Consider the following 15,607-nt stretch of genomic DNA (forward strand, 5'->3'; position numbering starts at 1 on the left):
TTCTGTTCTCTGCTCGCGTCATGCCCTTCAGCCGGAGACTCTCCACCATGCGTCGCTTCACTCTCCTTGCCGGTGCCGCCATCGCCACGCTGACCGCAATCGTTGGCGCCAACGCCCAACAGCCGAGCCAGCGCGTTCAGGTCGGCGTCCTGGAATGTCGCGGTGGCGCGAGTGTCGGCTTCATCGTCGGCTCCGTGACCCATCTCGGTTGCGTGCTGCGCGCCAACGGCCTGCCTGAGGATCGCTACATCGCGACCATCCAGAAGGTCGGCATCGATCTCGGCATCACCCAGGAATCGGCGCTGGCCTGGGGCGTCTACGCACCGGTGGAGCGGCTCGGGCCGGGTGCGCTCTCCGGCAACTACGCCGGCGCGCAGGGCAGTGCGACGCTCGGCGTCGGCGTCGGCGGCAACGTGCTGGTCGGTGGCTCCGACAACACGATCGCCCTGCAGCCGCTCAGCGTGCAGGGCCAGGTCGGCGTCAACATCGCCGCCGGCCTTGAGAGCCTGGAGCTGCGTCCCGGCCGTTAAAGCGCTCGTGCACCGGTCCGCAATCCGCCGAAGAAGCCGCGGGCTTCTTCGGCAACGATCCCGGGCGCCTCGGCGTGAACATAATGCCCGGTGTCGACGAACCTGATCGAAGGTTCGCGCCAGTAATCCCCCAGCCGGTCCGACCATTCCGGCGCGATCAACGGATCACGGCGGCCCCAGAGAAAGCGCGAGGGGATTTCGATGCGCGGCTGCGTCGGCAGTCTGCCTTCCAGCCAGAGCCGGCGATTGAGCGCGGACGAGAGATACCAGTCGAAGCCGCCCTGGATGTTGCCCGGCTTCATGAAGTTGTCGACATAGGCCTCTAACAGGTCGCCGAACACGGCGGGATCGTCGCCCGACCAATGGTCGAGGAAATGGCGGAAGTAGAGCCGGCATGACTCGCGCGAGCTTCCGACCAGTTGCGCGGCCCATGGCAGCTGCTGGAAGTATTGATACCAGACCTCGATCAGGTGGCCGGGGCTCGCCGTAGCGCTGGCCGAGGCCCGGATAGGGTGTGCAAAGATAGAGCGTCCCTCGCAGCCGCCGCGGCTGACGATGCGACATCGCCTGCATGACATAGGCACCGAGATCGCCGCCGATCACGCCGAAGCTGATATGACCGAGCGCGTCCATGAGCGCGAACATATCCAGCGCATGCCGATCCGCAGTGGCGGACGGGTCAGGTCCCGGCGCCGGCTTGCCGGTGTCGCCGCAGCCGCGTAGGTCCGGCGCGATCAGTTCAAAACTGTCGCCGAGCCGCAGCATCAGCGGACGCCACACCAGCCAGAACTCCGGCCAGCCGTGAAGCAGCAGCAGCGGCGGGCCTTTGCCGAAGCGCGCGACGTTGACGGACAGGCCGCCGATCTCGATCTTCTGCTGCGTGATGCCGGCCGCGGCTGCATCCGCGAAGGCTTTTTCCAGTGCCGTCATGGCGACCTCCTGTGGTTTGCCGCAGGCTGTCCGCGTTCGCGCGTCCGGTCCAATACTCGTTCGATACGCTAGCAGAGCTATTGCGTATGGCTGCAAGCGCCGGCCGCCGTGCTATATCGCCGGCATGGAATTGCGACACCTCAGATATTTCGTGGCGCTCGGCGAGGAATTGAATTTCACCCGTGCGGCCGAGCGGCTGCACATCGCGCAGCCGCCGCTCAGCCAGCAGATCCGTCAGCTCGAGGACGAGCTCGGCATCACGCTGCTGCAGCGGAATAGCCGTCCGATCAGGCTTACCGAGGCCGGCGAGCTGTTTCTGGCGCGCGCACGCGTGCTGCTCACCAATTTCGAGAGCGCGGTTGCCGACACGCGGCGTGTCGGGCGCGGCCAGGCCGGCAGGCTCGCGATCGGATTCGTCGGCTCCGCCATGTTTGCCGGCCTGCCCGATATCATCGGCGCCTATCGCGATGCCTGTCCCGACGTCGAACTCGTGCTCGACGAGATGCTGGCGGCGGAGATTGCCGAGGCGCTGCGGCGGCGCCGGATCGACGTCGGCTTCGCACGCCCGGCGCTGTTGCCCGAAGCGGGTCTCGCGCAGCGCCTGATCCTCGATGAGCCCTATGTCGCGGCGCTGCCGCGCGCGCATCCCCTCGCGGCGCGCGGCGACATTGCGCTCGCCGAACTGTCCGACGATGCTTTCGTGCTGTATCCGGCGCAGCCGGAGCCTTCGGTCACCGGCCTGATCGTCGCGGCATGCCAGGCCGCCGGCTTCACGCCGCGGCTCGCGCAGGAAGTTTTGCATCTGCAAACCGCGATCGGCCTGGTCGCCGCCGGTGTCGGCGTGTCGCTCGTGCCTGAAGCCGCGGCGCGCGCGCAGACCGGTCGCGGCGTGGCGTACGTTTCGCTTGCCGCGCCTGTTGTGACGGCTCCGCTCACGATTGCGTGGCGCGAGGAAGATGTGTCGCCTGCCGTGCAGCGCCTACTCGACATCGCGCAACGCTGGCGCGAGATCACGCCGTTAAGGAACTGACGCATCGGACGCACGCGTCCGGCGAACCACGACGCGCAACTCCGCCAGCGCAAACTCCCGCGACGCCGCACCGCAGCGACGTTTTCCCGCTTGCCAAATGTCAAACGCAGGCAGAGCATAAACGGTCGCCGACCCAATCATGGGCCGAGCTCCAACACGAGGAGGCGGCAATGGGACAAGACGTCAGAAGTCCCCGAGGTCCACGGTGCATCGCATTGGTGGGCCCTTTCCAAAGCGGTAAAACCACACTTCTGGAAGCGATCCTGGCGCGCACTGGCGCCATCAAGACAGCCGGCAGCGTCGATGCCGGAACCTCCGTCGGCGATGCCAGCCCCGAGGCACGTCAACACAAGATGGGCGTAGGCCTGACCGCCGCGACCACCACCTTTATGGGGGACAGCTACACCTTTATCGATTGTCCCGGCTCGATCGAGTTCGCGCACGACATGCGTGCCGCGTTGCCGGCGGTCGATGCCGCGGTCGTGGTCTGCGAGGCTGACGAGAAGAAGCTGCCGCAGCTGCAGATCATCCTGCGCGAGCTCGAGGAGCTCGGGATTCCCCGTTTTCTGTTCCTGAACAAGATCGACCGCGCCAACAAGCGCGTCCGCGAGACGCTTGCGACGCTGCAGCCGGCGTCACGCGTACCGCTGGTGCTGCGCCAGATCCCGATCTGGAACGGCGATCTGATCGAAGGCTTCGTCGATCTCGCGCTGGAGCGCGCCTTCGTCTATCGCGAGCACAAGCCGTCGGAGGTGATGGCGCTCGAGGGCGGCAATCTTGATCGCGAGAAGGAAGCGCGCTTCTCGATGCTGGAGAAGCTCGCCGATCACGACGATGCGCTGATGGAGCAATTGCTGGAGGATATCCAGCCGCCGCGCGATGCCGTGTTCGACGATCTCGCGCGCGAACTGCGCGAAGGGCTGATCTGTCCGGTGCTGCTTGGTGCGGCGAGCCGCGAGAATGGTGTGCTCCGCCTGTTGAAGGCGCTGCGCCACGAGGCGCCCGGCGTCACCGAGACTGCCAAGCGGCTCGGCATCAAGGACCAGAAGGATGCGCTGGCCTATGTGTTCAAGACCGTGCATCTGCAGCACGGCGGCAAGCTGTCGCTGGCGCGCATGCTCGCAGGCCGGCTCGACGACGGCGCGACGCTGCAATCCTCAAGCGGCGAGAGCGGACGCGTCTCCGGCATCCTCGCGGTCTCGGGCACGCATGACAGCAAGCGGCCGCAGGCGGAGGCCGGCGACGCGGTCGCGCTCGGCAAGCTCGATGCGATCAAGACCGGCGATACGGTGTCGAGCGGCAAGACGGCTCCGGCCTCGCTGGTCAAGGTCGAGCCCGTCGCGGCGGTGCTGTCGATCTCGATCGCCGCGACCGACCGCAAGGACGACGTCAAGCTCGGCCAGGCGCTGCTGCGGCTGAACGAGGAGGATCCGTCGCTGACGATGATCCAGAACCCGCGCACCCACGACACCGTGCTGTGGGGGCAGGGCGAGATGCATCTGCGCGTCGCGCAGGAGCGGCTGAAGGACCGCTACGGCGTCAACGTCAAATCGCATCCGCCGGCGATCGGCTATCAGGAGACCATTCGCAAGGCGGTGACCCAGCGCGGACGGCACAAGAAGCAGTCCGGCGGCCACGGTCAGTTCGGCGACGTCGTGCTCGACATCAAGCCGAAGCCGCGCGGATCTGGCTTCGAATTCCACGAGAAGGTGGTCGGCGGCGCGGTGCCGCGCAACTATATCGGCGCGGTGGAGGAGGGCGTGGTCGATGCGCTGGTCCGCGGGCCGCTCGGCTTCCCCGTGATCGATGTCGACGTCACGCTGACCGACGGCTCCTATCACAGCGTCGACTCCTCCGACCTGGCGTTCCGTACCGCGGCGCGGGCCGGCGTCAGCGAGGCGCTGCCGCAGTGCCAGCCGGTGCTGCTGGAGCCGATCCATATGGTGGAGATCGTCTGCCCGACCGAGGCGACCGCCAAGGTCAACGCGATCCTGTCGGCGCGGCGCGGCCAGATCCTCGGCTTCGACACCCGCGAGGGCTGGAGCGGCTGGGACTGCGTCCGCGCCACGATGCCGGAATCCGAGATCGGCGACCTCATCGTCGAGCTGCGCTCCGCCACCGCCGGCGCTGGCACCTTCACCCGCCAGTTCGATCGCATGGCCGAAGTGACCGGCCGCGCCGCCGACCAGATCATCGCCGCGCATCGCGACGCGGCGTGAGACTGCTGCTGCGATCACGCCCCGCGCGGGCGTGATCGTTGGCAGGATGGCCGGAGGCCGCTAGCTTGTGTCCCTGATGGGGACGCAACGACATCATGCTTGAATCCCGCCGTAACCTGGCGCTGGCCTGCGCGCTCAGCGCGCTGGCCGGCTATGTCGACGGCATCGGCTATCTGCATCTCGGTGGGCTGTTCGTGTCTTTCATGAGCGGCAACTCGACGCGGCTCGGCGTGACCTTGGCGGAGGGGCACTGGCAGCATGCCCTGGAAGCCCTCGAGCTGATCGTGCTGTTCGTCGCCGGTGCTGCGGCCGGCAGCCTGGTCGTGCTCAGCCGCATCGCGCATCGCCAGCCGCTGATCCTGCTGGTCGAGGCACTGCTGCTGACATCGGCGGCCTTGGCCTATGGGTACGGCCTGCCGAATGCGGCGGTCGCCGCCATCGTGCTGGCGATGGGGCTCGAGAACGCCGTGTTCCAGCTCGAAGGCGGGGCCGGGCTTGGGCTGACCTATGTCACGGGCGCGCTGGTCAAGGCGGGGCAGCTGATCGCCGCCGCGCTGACCGGTGGTGCGCCCTGGGCCTGGCTGCCCAACGTATTGCTGTGGGCGGCGCTGGTTGCGGGCGCGCTCGGCGGCGCATTGGCCTACCGCTGGATCAATCTCGGTGCGATCTGGTTTGCCGCGGCCACCGCGTTCGCCCTTAGCGCGCTGGTTGCCGCAACCGCGAAGCGGGCGGATTGACAGCGCGCCTGCCTTGGCCAATGTCACAGCCATGACATCCCAAGGCGACACTCACGGTAACACCCAAGGCAGCGCTCAAGGCAAAACCCGCGCCGCGTGCCTGATCGGCTGGCCGGCGGCGCATTCCCGCTCGCCACTGATCCATCATTACTGGCTTCGCACGCTCGGCATCGAGGGCGGCTACGTGATCGAGGCGGTGCCGCCGGAGGATTTCAAGGATTTCCTGTTCCGCCTGTCGCTGCGCGGCTTCGTCGGGGCCAACGTCACCATTCCGCACAAGGAGCATGCGCTGGCGCTGTCGACGCCGGATGCGCGCGCCCGCGCCGTCGGCGCCGCCAACACGCTGTGGTTCGCCGATGGCGAGCTGCGCTCGACCAACACCGATGTCGAAGGCTTCATCAACAATCTCGACGCCTGCGCGCCTGGCTGGGACAAGACGGAGGACGTGCTGGTGCTGGGCGCCGGCGGCGCGTCGCGTGCGGTGGTGTTCGGGCTGATCGAGCGCGGGATTGCGCGCGTGCATGTGGTCAACCGCACCATCGACCGAGCCCGTGCGCTGGCCGACCAGTTCGGCGCACGCGTTCATCCCGCGACGTGGGACACGGTCGGCGAGCTGCTGCCGCGCGCAGGGCTGCTGGTGAACGCCACGTCGCTCGGCCAGCATGGCCAGCCCGCGCTCGAGGTCGATGTGCGGTTGCTGCCGCAAAATGCGGTTGTTTCCGATATTGTCTATGTGCCGCTGGTGACGCCGTTGCTCGCCGCAGCCGAGGCGCGTGGCCTGAAGACCGCGGACGGGCTCGGCATGCTGCTACACCAGGCGGTGCGCGGTTTCGAATTGTGGTTCGGGCAGCGCCCGCACGTCACGGCCGAATTGCGCGCGCTTGTCGAAGCCGATCTCACAAAGACTTGAGGCCTGGAATAGCGTCTCCGGAACGGTGTCTCGTGTTAGTCCCCCGCGTTCCCTCCCGGAGATCCCCATGCCTGCCAGCCGTTCCCATTTCATTCGTCCGTTCATTGCGCTTGCGATGGTGACGGCATCCACGCTCTACGCGCTTGCGCAGCAGCCGCCGACGCCGACGCGCGTGCGTGGAACCGTCGAGAGCGTCGATGGCGATACGCTCGCGGTGAAGTCGCGCAGCGGCGAGGACGTCAAGCTGCACATGGCGGGCAATATGGTGGTGCTCGGCCTCACCAAGATCGGCCTGGCCGACATCAAGGTCGGTTCCTTCATCGGTACGACCACGGTGCCGGGGCCCGACGGCGTGCCGAAGGCGGTCGAGGTGCATGTCTTCCCCGAAAACATGCGCGGCACCGGCGAAGGTTCTCGGCCGTATGATCTGAAGCCGAACAGCAGCATGACCAACGCCACCGTCGCGGAATCCGTCGTCGGCAATGATGGTCATACGTTGCTGGTCAAGTACAAGGACGGCGAGAAGAAGGTGCAGGTCACGCCCGAGACCCCCGTCGTGACCTATGTTCCCGGCGACAAGGCGGACCTGAAGGCCGGCGCCAAGGTCATCGCCTTCATGAAGAAGCTGCCCGACGGTTCGCTTGAGACCGACCGCGTCAGCGTCGGCCGCGACGGGCTCACACCACCGATGTGAGGCGAACGGCAGCCTCTCAACGTGTCGTCCCGGCCTAGTGCGCAATTGCGCACGGGAGCCGGGGCCCATAACCACCGTTCATATTTGTTGAGAAGAGCCGGGGCCACAGCGTGCCGAATCTCGCAGGGTCGTGGTTATGGGTCGCGCTTCGCTTGCCCGGGACGACGAAGACTATTCGGGCCACGGGCCGTGGAGCGCTCAAGCATATCACCTGTCCGTTACCGCAGTAACGGCATCCTCATCCGGCCCGTAGTTGTCGTGCGCGCCACTTTCCCGCGAAGGGGAGGTAGCCACACGGAATACCTGCAACTCCCCGGTGTTCCCTGATTCGCCAGCCAAACCCATGAGGAACACCATGCCGAAATCGACGCTGTTCGCCGCATTGCTTCTCGTTGCCTTCACTTCGGCCGCATCCGCCCAGCAGCCGCCGATGGTCCGCATCCGCGGCACCATCGAGGCAGTCGACGGCGCGATGCTGTCGATCAAGTCGCGCGACGGCGCCGACATGAAGGTGCGTACCACCGACAACGTCGCGGTGTTCGGCGTCGCCAAGACCGATCTGTCTGAGATCAAGGCCGGTTCCTATATCGGCGTCACCGCGATGCCCGAGCCGGACGGAACCCAGAAGGCGATCGCGGTTCACATCTTCCCGGAAAACCAGCGCGGCGCCGCCGAAGGCTTCCGACCCTGGGATCTGCGCGCCAACTCGACCATGACCAACGCCACCGTCGCTGAGACCGTGAAGGGCACCGACGGCCAGAATATCCTGGTGAAGTACAAGGACGGTGAGAAGAAGGTCGTGGTGCCGCCGGACACCCCGGTCGTCACCTTCGTCTCCGGCGACAAGTCGGAGCTGAAGCCGGGCGCCAAGATCATCATCTTCGGCGCGGTGAAGAAGGACGACGGCACGCTGGAAGCCAACCGCGTCAATGTCGGCCGCGACGGCATCGCGCCGCCGATGTGACGCGAAGCGTCATCCCGGGGCGATGCGAAGCATCGAACCTCAGATGCGCAATTGCGCATCGGGGGATCTCGAGATTCCGGGTCTGGTCCTTCGGACCATCCCGGAATGACGGGCTACGATAGGTCGCGCTTCGCTTGCCCGGGACGACGAGGGAGTACGTGGCTGCGCCCTAAACGGCCAGCACCTTGTCGTCGATCTCGGCGATGGTGTTGACGCCGCACAGCCCCATCGTGGTGGTGAGCTCCTTGCCCAGGATGTCGAGCGCCTTGGCGACGCCGGCCTCGCCGCCGGCGCCGAGGCCGTAGGCATAGGCGCGGCCGATCATGCAGGACTTCGCGCCGAGCGCGAGCGCGCGCATGATGTCCATGCCGGTGCGGATGCCGCCGTCGAACATGATCTCGAGCTTCGAGCCGACCTCGTCGACGATCTCCGGCAGCACCTCGATCGAGGACGGAGCGCCGTCGAGCTGGCGGCCGCCATGGTTGGACACCACGATTGCCTGCGCGCCGGTCTTGGCGGCGAGCTCGGCGTCCTCGACATCAAGAATCCCTTTAAGGATCAGCTTGCCCGGCCAGATGCTGCGGATCCAGTCGATGTCCTTCCAGTTCAGCGTGGTATCGAACTGCGAGGCGGTCCATTCCGACAGCTTGGTCAGATCCTCGGTGCCTTTGACGTGACCGACGATGTTGCCGAAGCTGCGGCGCTTGCCGCGCAACACGCCGGCGACCCATGACGGCTTGCTCGCGAAGTCGATCAGTTTCGATAGCGACCATTCCGGCGGCACGGTCATGCCGTTCTTGATGTCCTGGTGGCGCTGGCCGATCACTTGCAGGTCGACGGTCAGCACCAGCGCCGAGCATTTCGCCGCGATCGCGCGCTCTATCAGCGACTTGATGAAGCCGCGGTCCTTCATGACGTAGAGCTGGAACCAGAACGGCTTGTCGACGGCGGCCGCGATATCCTCGATCGAGCAGATCGACATCGTGCTCTGGGTGAACGGGATGCCGGCCGCCTGCGCCGCGCGGCAGGCGTGGATCTCGCCGTCACCATGCTGCATGCCAAGCAGGCCGACCGGCGCCAGGATCAGCGGCATCGCCGAGGGCTCACCCAGGATCGTGGTCGCCAGGCTGCGCTTGGACACATCGACCAGGATGCGCTGGCGGAACTTGATCTGCTGCAGGTCCTCGGAGTTGGCGCGCAGCGTATCCTCGGTGTAGGAGCCGCGGTCCGCATAATCGAAAAACGCCTTCGGCACCCTGCGCTTGTGCAGCTGGCGCAGATCTTCAATGCAGGTAATGTGCTTCATGGACGTTCCCGGCCCTTCTTCTCGGTCGCAAGTTCGATGCAGACGTCTTGCGGGTGTTCGGTCTTGCCGTCATCTAGCATGGTTGGAAGGCCCGCCAAATCTGAAGACGGACAGGAGAGCACGATGACGCAATCAGGCTCCAAGCCGAAGCCAGACGACAATGCCGAAAAGCGCCGGCTCGACGAGGCCCTGGAAGAGGGCCTGGAGGAGACGTTTCCCGGTTCCGACCCGGTCAATGTCACCCAGCCGGCCCCCAGCAAGGGCGACCAGCACGTCAAGCGAGGCGGCAAGAGGTAGGGGACAGCGCTCGTTCCCGGGGATTGCCTGAAGGGCGATAATGTTATATTTTTCAGCGCGTTAATGCTGAAAAACGCGGTTCGGCCACGGTAATGATTCATCATATTTTTTGAAGTCGTTTTAGCGCCTGGCAGTCTATAAGGCCGATGCACGCTACACTGGTAGGCGTTCAGGACTCTCTCGCCGGGTGGTTCGAGAGGTCCGTGTTGGGGGTATCATGAGCCGCAAATATTTCGGGACCGATGGAATTCGGGGCCGCGCCAATGGGCTGATCACGCCGGAGCTCGCGCTCAAGGTGGGGCAGGCCGCAGGGTTGGTGTTTCAGCGTGGCGACCATCGCCATCGCGTCGTGATCGGCAAGGACACGCGGCTGTCCGGCTACATGATCGAATACGCCATGGTCGCAGGCTTCACCTCGGTCGGCATGGACGTGCTGCTGGTCGGTCCGATGCCAACGCCGGCGATCGCGATGCTGACCAAGTCGATGCGCGCCGATCTCGGCGTCATGATCTCGGCGTCGCATAATCTCTTCGAGGACAACGGCATCAAGCTGTTCGGCCCGCAGGGCTTCAAGCTCTCCGACGATGTCGAGAAGCAGATCGAGCAGCTGCTCGACGAATCGCTTGACCGCCGCCTGGCGCAGAGTGCGAGCCTCGGCCGCGCCCGCCGCATCGACGGCGTCCATGACCGCTACATCGAATTCGCCAAGCGCACCCTGCCGCGCGACCTCTCGCTCGACGGCCTGCGCGTGGTGGTCGATTGCGCCAATGGCGCCGCCTACAAGGTGGTGCCGGAAGCGCTGTGGGAACTCGGCGCCGATGTGGTGCCGATCGGGGTCGAACCCGACGGCTTCAACATCAACAAGGAATGCGGCTCGACCTCGCCGGAGGCGCTGTCGCGGAAGGTGCGCGAGATGCGCGCCGACATCGGCATCGCGCTCGATGGCGACGCCGATCGCGTCATCCTGGTCGACGAGCGCGGTCACATCGTCGACGGCGACCAGCTGCTCGCGGTGATCGCGCAGAGCTGGAAGGAAGAGGGGCGTCTCGCCAAGCCCGGCATCGTCACGACCGTGATGTCCAATCTCGGACTGGAGCGCTTCCTGCAGGGCCTCGGGCTTTCGATGGTCCGCACCCCGGTCGGCGACCGCTATGTGCTCGAGCAGATGCTGAGCGGCGGCTACAATCTCGGCGGCGAGCCGTCCGGCCATATCATCATGTCGGACTATTCGACCACCGGCGACGGCTTCGTCGCTGCGTTGCAGGTGCTGGCCGTGGTGCAGAAGCTGCGCCGCCCGGTGTCGGAGATCTGCCGGCGTTTCGATCCTTTGCCGCAGATCCTGAAGAACGTGCGGTATCGCAGCGGCAAGCCGCTCGACGACGCCGAGGTCAAGTCCGCGATCACCGACGGCGAGAAGCGCCTCAACGGCCATGGCCGTTTGCTGATCCGCCCCTCCGGCACCGAGCCGGTGATCCGCGTGATGGGCGAGGGTGACGATCGCATCCTGGTGGAAGAGGTCGTCGACAACATCGTCAGCGCACTCGGCCACGCCGCGGCGGCGTAAGCCCTTCCGGCCGCATCAGCCAGTGACCCGTCATCCCCTCGCGCAAAGGCTTCGCCTTTGTCGCTGGAGGAGCGCGCTCTTGCGCGCGTCTCGAAGGGTGCACGGCCCGGCTGGTGGCCGATTCATCCTTCGAGACGCGGCCCAAGAGGCCGCTCCTCAGGATGACGGCGAGAGAGTTCGCGCGTCGGCCACATCACGCATCGCTGCCATCGTCCAGCGCAACTGGTCCGTTTCACCTCCGCGTCGTACGACACGGAGGTAGTTTTGCGAATCTTGCCGGGAATGCTGCATTGAACAAGCCCGTCGTAAGCGAGCAGGCACTGGGCGAACCGGTGCCGGTGCCGGAGTTGACCGTCGCGCAGGCCGCGAAAGCGGCCGCCGCTGCGGGGCCGGCCTATGTCGTGCTTGCCGGCATCAGCTTCTCGCATTTCCTCAATGACACGATGCAGTCGCTGATCGCCTCGGTCTATCCGATCCTGAAGGACAATTACGCGCTCGACTTCGCGCAGATCGGCATGATCACGCTGGCGTTCCAGTTCACCGCGTCGCTGCTGCAGCCGCTGGTCGGGCATTTCACCGACAAGAAGGCGCAGCCGTTCTCGCTTGCGACGGGCATGGGCTTCACCTTCTTCGGGCTGCTGTTGCTCAGCGTCGCGCACTCCTATGGAATGATCCTGATCGCGGCGTCGCTGGTCGGTCTTGGCTCCGCGGTGTTCCACCCGGAATCCTCGCGCATCGCGCGGCTGGCTTCGGGCGGGCGTTACGGTTTCGCGCAATCGGTGTTCCAGCTCGGCGGAAGTTTCGGCACCTCGATGGGACCGGTACTCGCCGCCTTGATCGTGGTGCCGTTCGGTCAGCCCTCGATCGCCTGGTTCTCCTCGATCGCGTTCCTTGCCATCGTGATCCTCTGGCGCATCGGCGTTTGGTACAAGCCGCAGATCGCAGGCAAGAAGGCGGTGACCATCGAGCGACATCCGGACCATCCGGATCGGCGGCGCGTGATGACCGCGCTCATCGTGCTGGTCGCGCTGCTGTTCTCCAAGCAGCTCTATGTCTCGAGCCTGTCGAGCTATTACATCTTCTATCTGATGGACCGGTTCGGCGTCTCGACGCAGGCGGCGCAGCTTTATCTGTTCATCTTCCTCGCGGCGAACGCCGCCGGCGCGTTCATCGGCGGACCGCTCGGCGACCGCTTCGGCCGCAAATACGTGATCTGGTTCTCGATCCTCGGCGCGCTGCCGTTCACGCTGGCGCTGCCCTATGCCGGCCTGTTCGCAAGCGCCGTGCTGACGGTCGTGATCGGCCTGATCATCTCGTCGGCGACGTCGGCGATCATCGTGTTCGCGCAGGAATTGATGCCGCATCGCTTCGGCATGATCTCCGGCGTGTTCTTCGGCGTCGCGTTCGGCATCGGCGGTCTCGGCGCCGCGGTGCTTGGCCAGCTTGCGGACCACACCTCGATCGCCTTTGTCTATCAGCTGTGCTCATTCCTGCCGGCGATCGGCCTGCTCGCGGTGTTCCTGCCGAAGATGCCGAAGGCCGTTCGCTGAACGTCCGCGGCGAGGGCGCCGCCCTTCATTAAGCATTCGCTAACGCTCAGCGCTTACGTGCGCTGCAAACCGCGCGCGTGCGTCAACGCTTCATTAGCAACTGTGGCGAGATCGCCATCTTTCGACGCCGCACACGCGCTCTTATGGACCCATACGCAACAGCCGCAGCAAAAGGTGAGAGAAAATCAACCTTAAAAATTAGGGTTAAGTGCCGCTTAAACATTTGCTGCCATCGTCCGCCCGTGAGTTTCAGACGTGGGGCCTTTCGTGTCGCCTCACTTGGGCCAAAAGGACGAAGCCAATGCGTAGCGTAAAGACCCTGATCGCCGCCGGAGCGGCATCCCTGTTGTCCTCGGCGGCGTTCGCTGCCGACATGCCGATCATGCCGCCGCCCCCGATGGCGTATGCTCCTCCGCCGGTCCAGGATTTCGGCGGCTGGTATCTGCGCGGCGACATCGGCATGACCAACACCCAGGCCAAGCTGCACGCCAATGCCTACGACACGCTGCCGGCCGGCACCACGTTCAACCAGTTCGGCACCGGCTTCGACAGCGGCATGCTGTTCGGCGTCGGCGTCGGCTATCAGTTCAACAGCTGGTTCCGCGCCGACATCACCGGTGAGTATCGCTCGAAGGTGAGCTTCAACGGCACCGACTTCTTCACGTTCCCCGGGCCGAGTTCGCTGGGTGACACCTACCACGGCGGCGTCCAGAGCTGGGTCGGCCTCGCGAACATCTACGCCGATCTCGGCACCTGGGGTTGCTTGACCCCGTTCATCGGTGCCGGTGTCGGTGCTGCGGTGATCAAGACCTCGGCCTTCTCCGACGTCGCGACGTTCCCGACCGGGTCCGGCGTGACCAGTTCCTTCGTCGCCGACGGCGCCACCAAGACCAACTTCGCCTGGGCGCTGCATGCCGGTGTCGCCTACAGGGTCACCAACAACTTCACGGTTGAACTGGCCTATCGCTACCTCGACATGGGCACCGCCGGCCACGGCCAGGGTCACTTTTTCGACGGCACGCCGACCGGTCCCTCGAGCTTCCAGTACCGCGACATGACTTCGCAGGATGTGAAGCTCGGCGTGCGCTTCGCCTTGCCGTGCTGCGACGTGCTGCCCCCGCCGCCGCCGCCCCCGCTGATCCGCAAGGGCTGATCTGAGGGTTAATTTCGAGCCTTCACGGTTAACGATTGAAACGGCGCGGGATCATCCCGCGCCGTTTTTCTTTGCCGTGTCATGTCGCGAGCTTCTGCAACTTGAGTGGTCGAAAGCTGCCGGCGACAACGATTGGTTAAGGTTAACAGGCGATGATCAACGCGCATTCGGTGAGTGGGATGGAGCGTTGCAATGCGTAGGTTCTTGCTGGTGGCGATGATGTTCGGGGCGGTGACCGGCGCGCAGGCGGCCGACATGCCTGATTTCCTTCGCGGCAGTCTTCCCGCTTCCAGCGCGCCGACCAGAAACTGGGACGGCTGGTATGCCGGCGGCCAGGTCAGCCAGACATGGATCAACACCGACTTCGGGGGCAGCGTTGCTTCCCTGACCAATTCCATCTTCCGCAACACCACGCTGCAGGCGCCGACGTCCCAATTCAATCTGCTGGGTCGGGTCAATGCGCAAAGCTCGGGCTTCGGCGCATTCGTCGGACGCAACTATCAGTTTGACGACGTCGTGGTCGGTGTCGAAGCAAACTATACCTATTGGTCCGGACTGACGACAACGACCTCCGGAAGTCTGGGTCCGATTCAAGTCGCTCAGCCGACCCTGGTCCTGCCAGTCGGCGCCACTGCCGCCGACGGCGTGACGTTGAATGGAAGCGCGTCGCTGAAACTCAAGGACGAGATGACATTCCGCGGCCGCGCGGGTTGGGCGACCGGTGACTTCCTGCCTTACGCCTTCGGCGGCCTCGCAGTCGGCCGAATGGATGTTTCGCGCACAGTCACCAGCTCCGTGAACCGAACGATCAACTTTGCTGACGGAAGTTCGACCACCTTTGCACTGCCGCAGTTTTCACAAACCGCGACAGATGCGAAAACGGACGCCTACGTTGCCGGCTGGACTGCTGGTCTCGGCCTGGAATACATGTTGTGGAACTGTGTCTTCGTGCGCGGCGAGTGGGAATACGTCAAGTTCGCACCGGTCAAGAACACGTCGGTCACGCAGAACAGCGTGCGCGCCGCCATCGGCTACAAGTTCTGACGCACGCCGCCTCGCTTGACACTGCAATGTGCGGCTGATCGGATGTTGCTCCGCAAGCGGAGCGACCTCAGATGAAAATCCACGGCGACGCCAATTCAGGCAATTGCCTGAAGGTGAAATGGGTGTGCGACAAGCTGGCGCTGCCGTACACATGGGTCGAGATCGACACCATGAAGGGCGGCAGCCGCACCGCGGAATTCCTCAAGCTGAACAGTTGGGGCCAGGTGCCGACGGTCGAACTGGATGACGGCCGCACGCTCGCGCAATCCAACGCCATCATCCGCTACCTCGCGCGCGGCAGCGATCTGATCCCCGGCGATCCCTATCGCGCGGCGCAGATGGACGCCTGGATGTTCTGGGAGCAGAACAGCCATGAGCCCTACGTCGCCGTCTGCCGCTTTCAGACCGTGTATCTCGGCAAGGCCGTGTCGGAGATCGATCCGAACCTCATCAAGCGCGGCCATGGGGCGCTCGATCAGCTGGAGCGGCATCTTGCCGGTACGAAATTCCTGGTCGGCGATGCGTTCTCGCTCGCCGACGTCTCGCTGCTTGCCTATACGCGCGTCGCAGAGGATGGCGGTCTCGCGCTCGCGCGTTACCCCGTGATTCGCCGCTGGATCGCCGATGCCGAGCACGTGCTCGCGCTGCCGCCGGTCCGCTGATCCCGAGTGAATGCCGC

At 65.1% G+C, this 15,607-nt stretch carries 16 protein-coding genes; 14 read left to right on the top strand and 2 right to left on the bottom strand.

Features of this window, described 5'->3' with window-relative positions:
• Nucleotides 1-47: 47 nt before the first annotated feature.
• A complete protein-coding gene (locus tag ACE103_RS06800) occupies nucleotides 48-530 on the top strand; it encodes a DUF992 domain-containing protein (protein ID WP_092117416.1) in 483 nt (160 codons plus the stop codon).
• Nucleotides 531-695: 165 nt separating this feature from the next.
• Here ACE103_RS06800 and ACE103_RS06805 read toward each other — a convergent pair whose 3' ends face one another.
• On the bottom strand, nucleotides 696-1,295 hold the full coding sequence (locus tag ACE103_RS06805; protein ID WP_375781026.1) for an alpha/beta fold hydrolase: 600 nt from the start codon (nucleotides 1,293-1,295) through the stop codon (nucleotides 696-698).
• A gap of 36 nt (nucleotides 1,296-1,331) precedes the next feature.
• Here ACE103_RS06805 and ACE103_RS06810 point away from each other — a divergent pair, with 36 nt between their 5' ends.
• The 7 genes from ACE103_RS06810 (at nucleotide 1,332) to ACE103_RS06840 (ending at nucleotide 8,014) form a co-directional block, all read left to right on the top strand.
• Complete coding sequence (locus ACE103_RS06810) at nucleotides 1,332-1,532, top strand: hypothetical protein (protein ID WP_375781319.1); 201 nt, start codon at nucleotides 1,332-1,334, stop codon at nucleotides 1,530-1,532.
• A gap of 52 nt (nucleotides 1,533-1,584) precedes the next feature.
• Entirely contained in the window at nucleotides 1,585-2,490 is a 906-nt protein-coding gene (locus ACE103_RS06815) for a LysR substrate-binding domain-containing protein (protein WP_375778808.1), read from the top strand.
• Nucleotides 2,491-2,660: 170 nt separating this feature from the next.
• Entirely contained in the window at nucleotides 2,661-4,709 is a 2,049-nt protein-coding gene (locus ACE103_RS06820) for an elongation factor G (RefSeq protein WP_375778809.1), read from the top strand.
• Between the two features lie 95 nt (nucleotides 4,710-4,804).
• On the top strand, nucleotides 4,805-5,446 hold the full coding sequence (locus ACE103_RS06825; RefSeq protein ID WP_375778810.1) for a YoaK family protein: 642 nt from the start codon (nucleotides 4,805-4,807) through the stop codon (nucleotides 5,444-5,446).
• Between the two features lie 31 nt (nucleotides 5,447-5,477).
• Nucleotides 5,478-6,356 (top strand): shikimate dehydrogenase, encoded by an 879-nt coding sequence (locus ACE103_RS06830; RefSeq protein WP_375778811.1) that lies wholly within the window; start codon nucleotides 5,478-5,480, stop codon nucleotides 6,354-6,356.
• Nucleotides 6,357-6,471: 115 nt separating this feature from the next.
• Nucleotides 6,472-7,050 (top strand): hypothetical protein, encoded by a 579-nt coding sequence (locus ACE103_RS06835; protein ID WP_375781027.1) that lies wholly within the window; start codon nucleotides 6,472-6,474, stop codon nucleotides 7,048-7,050.
• A gap of 355 nt (nucleotides 7,051-7,405) precedes the next feature.
• Nucleotides 7,406-8,014: a hypothetical protein gene (locus ACE103_RS06840; protein WP_223969728.1), complete on the top strand. Its 609-nt coding sequence runs from the start codon at nucleotides 7,406-7,408 to the stop codon at nucleotides 8,012-8,014.
• A gap of 169 nt (nucleotides 8,015-8,183) precedes the next feature.
• Here the strand turns inward: ACE103_RS06840 and ACE103_RS06845 are convergent, their stop codons facing one another.
• A complete protein-coding gene (locus ACE103_RS06845; RefSeq protein ID WP_375778812.1) occupies nucleotides 8,184-9,320 on the bottom strand; it encodes an L-lactate dehydrogenase in 1,137 nt (378 codons plus the stop codon).
• Between the two features lie 123 nt (nucleotides 9,321-9,443).
• On the opposite strand from ACE103_RS06845, the gene ACE103_RS06850 reads away from it, so the two are divergent.
• The 6 genes from ACE103_RS06850 (at nucleotide 9,444) to ACE103_RS06875 (ending at nucleotide 15,590) form a co-directional block, all read left to right on the top strand.
• Nucleotides 9,444-9,617, top strand: coding sequence for a hypothetical protein (locus tag ACE103_RS06850; RefSeq protein ID WP_173640907.1), 174 nt, complete (start codon nucleotides 9,444-9,446; stop codon nucleotides 9,615-9,617).
• Nucleotides 9,618-9,834: 217 nt separating this feature from the next.
• A complete protein-coding gene (gene glmM, locus ACE103_RS06855) occupies nucleotides 9,835-11,181 on the top strand; it encodes a phosphoglucosamine mutase (RefSeq protein WP_223969726.1) in 1,347 nt (448 codons plus the stop codon).
• A gap of 290 nt (nucleotides 11,182-11,471) precedes the next feature.
• Complete coding sequence (locus tag ACE103_RS06860; protein WP_375778813.1) at nucleotides 11,472-12,731, top strand: MFS transporter; 1,260 nt, start codon at nucleotides 11,472-11,474, stop codon at nucleotides 12,729-12,731.
• Between the two features lie 301 nt (nucleotides 12,732-13,032).
• The gene (locus ACE103_RS06865) at nucleotides 13,033-13,884 is read left to right on the top strand and encodes an outer membrane protein (RefSeq protein ID WP_223969724.1); all 852 of its coding nucleotides are present in this window, start codon (nucleotides 13,033-13,035) and stop codon (nucleotides 13,882-13,884) included.
• Nucleotides 13,885-14,076: 192 nt separating this feature from the next.
• Nucleotides 14,077-14,928, top strand: coding sequence for an outer membrane protein (locus ACE103_RS06870; protein WP_223969723.1), 852 nt, complete (start codon nucleotides 14,077-14,079; stop codon nucleotides 14,926-14,928).
• Nucleotides 14,929-14,999: 71 nt separating this feature from the next.
• Nucleotides 15,000-15,590 (top strand): glutathione S-transferase family protein, encoded by a 591-nt coding sequence (locus ACE103_RS06875; RefSeq protein WP_375778814.1) that lies wholly within the window; start codon nucleotides 15,000-15,002, stop codon nucleotides 15,588-15,590.
• The last annotated feature ends 17 nt before the right edge of the window (nucleotides 15,591-15,607 follow it).

Origin of the sequence: Bradyrhizobium sp. ma5 (assembly GCF_042258955.1) — a bacterium.
Classification (GTDB): Bacteria; Pseudomonadota; Alphaproteobacteria; order Rhizobiales; family Xanthobacteraceae; genus Bradyrhizobium.

Bases quoted from the DNA above. Each gene is read 5' to 3' on its own strand.
- ACE103_RS06800 (WP_092117416.1), top strand. From the start codon at position 48: ATGCGTCGCTTCACTCTCCTTGCCGGTGCCGCCATCGCCACGCTGACC.
- ACE103_RS06805 (WP_375781026.1), bottom strand. From the start codon at position 1,295: ATGCTGCGGCTCGGCGACAGTTTTGAACTGATCGCGCCGGACCTACGC.
- ACE103_RS06815 (WP_375778808.1), top strand. From the start codon at position 1,585: ATGGAATTGCGACACCTCAGATATTTCGTGGCGCTCGGCGAGGAATTG.
- ACE103_RS06820 (WP_375778809.1), top strand. From the start codon at position 2,661: ATGGGACAAGACGTCAGAAGTCCCCGAGGTCCACGGTGCATCGCATTG.
- ACE103_RS06825 (WP_375778810.1), top strand. From the start codon at position 4,805: ATGCTTGAATCCCGCCGTAACCTGGCGCTGGCCTGCGCGCTCAGCGCG.
- ACE103_RS06830 (WP_375778811.1), top strand. From the start codon at position 5,478: ATGACATCCCAAGGCGACACTCACGGTAACACCCAAGGCAGCGCTCAA.
- ACE103_RS06835 (WP_375781027.1), top strand. From the start codon at position 6,472: ATGGTGACGGCATCCACGCTCTACGCGCTTGCGCAGCAGCCGCCGACG.
- ACE103_RS06840 (WP_223969728.1), top strand. From the start codon at position 7,406: ATGCCGAAATCGACGCTGTTCGCCGCATTGCTTCTCGTTGCCTTCACT.
- ACE103_RS06845 (WP_375778812.1), bottom strand. From the start codon at position 9,320: ATGAAGCACATTACCTGCATTGAAGATCTGCGCCAGCTGCACAAGCGC.
- ACE103_RS06850 (WP_173640907.1), top strand. From the start codon at position 9,444: ATGACGCAATCAGGCTCCAAGCCGAAGCCAGACGACAATGCCGAAAAG.
- glmM (WP_223969726.1), top strand. From the start codon at position 9,835: ATGAGCCGCAAATATTTCGGGACCGATGGAATTCGGGGCCGCGCCAAT.
- ACE103_RS06865 (WP_223969724.1), top strand. From the start codon at position 13,033: ATGCGTAGCGTAAAGACCCTGATCGCCGCCGGAGCGGCATCCCTGTTG.
- ACE103_RS06870 (WP_223969723.1), top strand. From the start codon at position 14,077: ATGCGTAGGTTCTTGCTGGTGGCGATGATGTTCGGGGCGGTGACCGGC.
- ACE103_RS06875 (WP_375778814.1), top strand. From the start codon at position 15,000: ATGAAAATCCACGGCGACGCCAATTCAGGCAATTGCCTGAAGGTGAAA.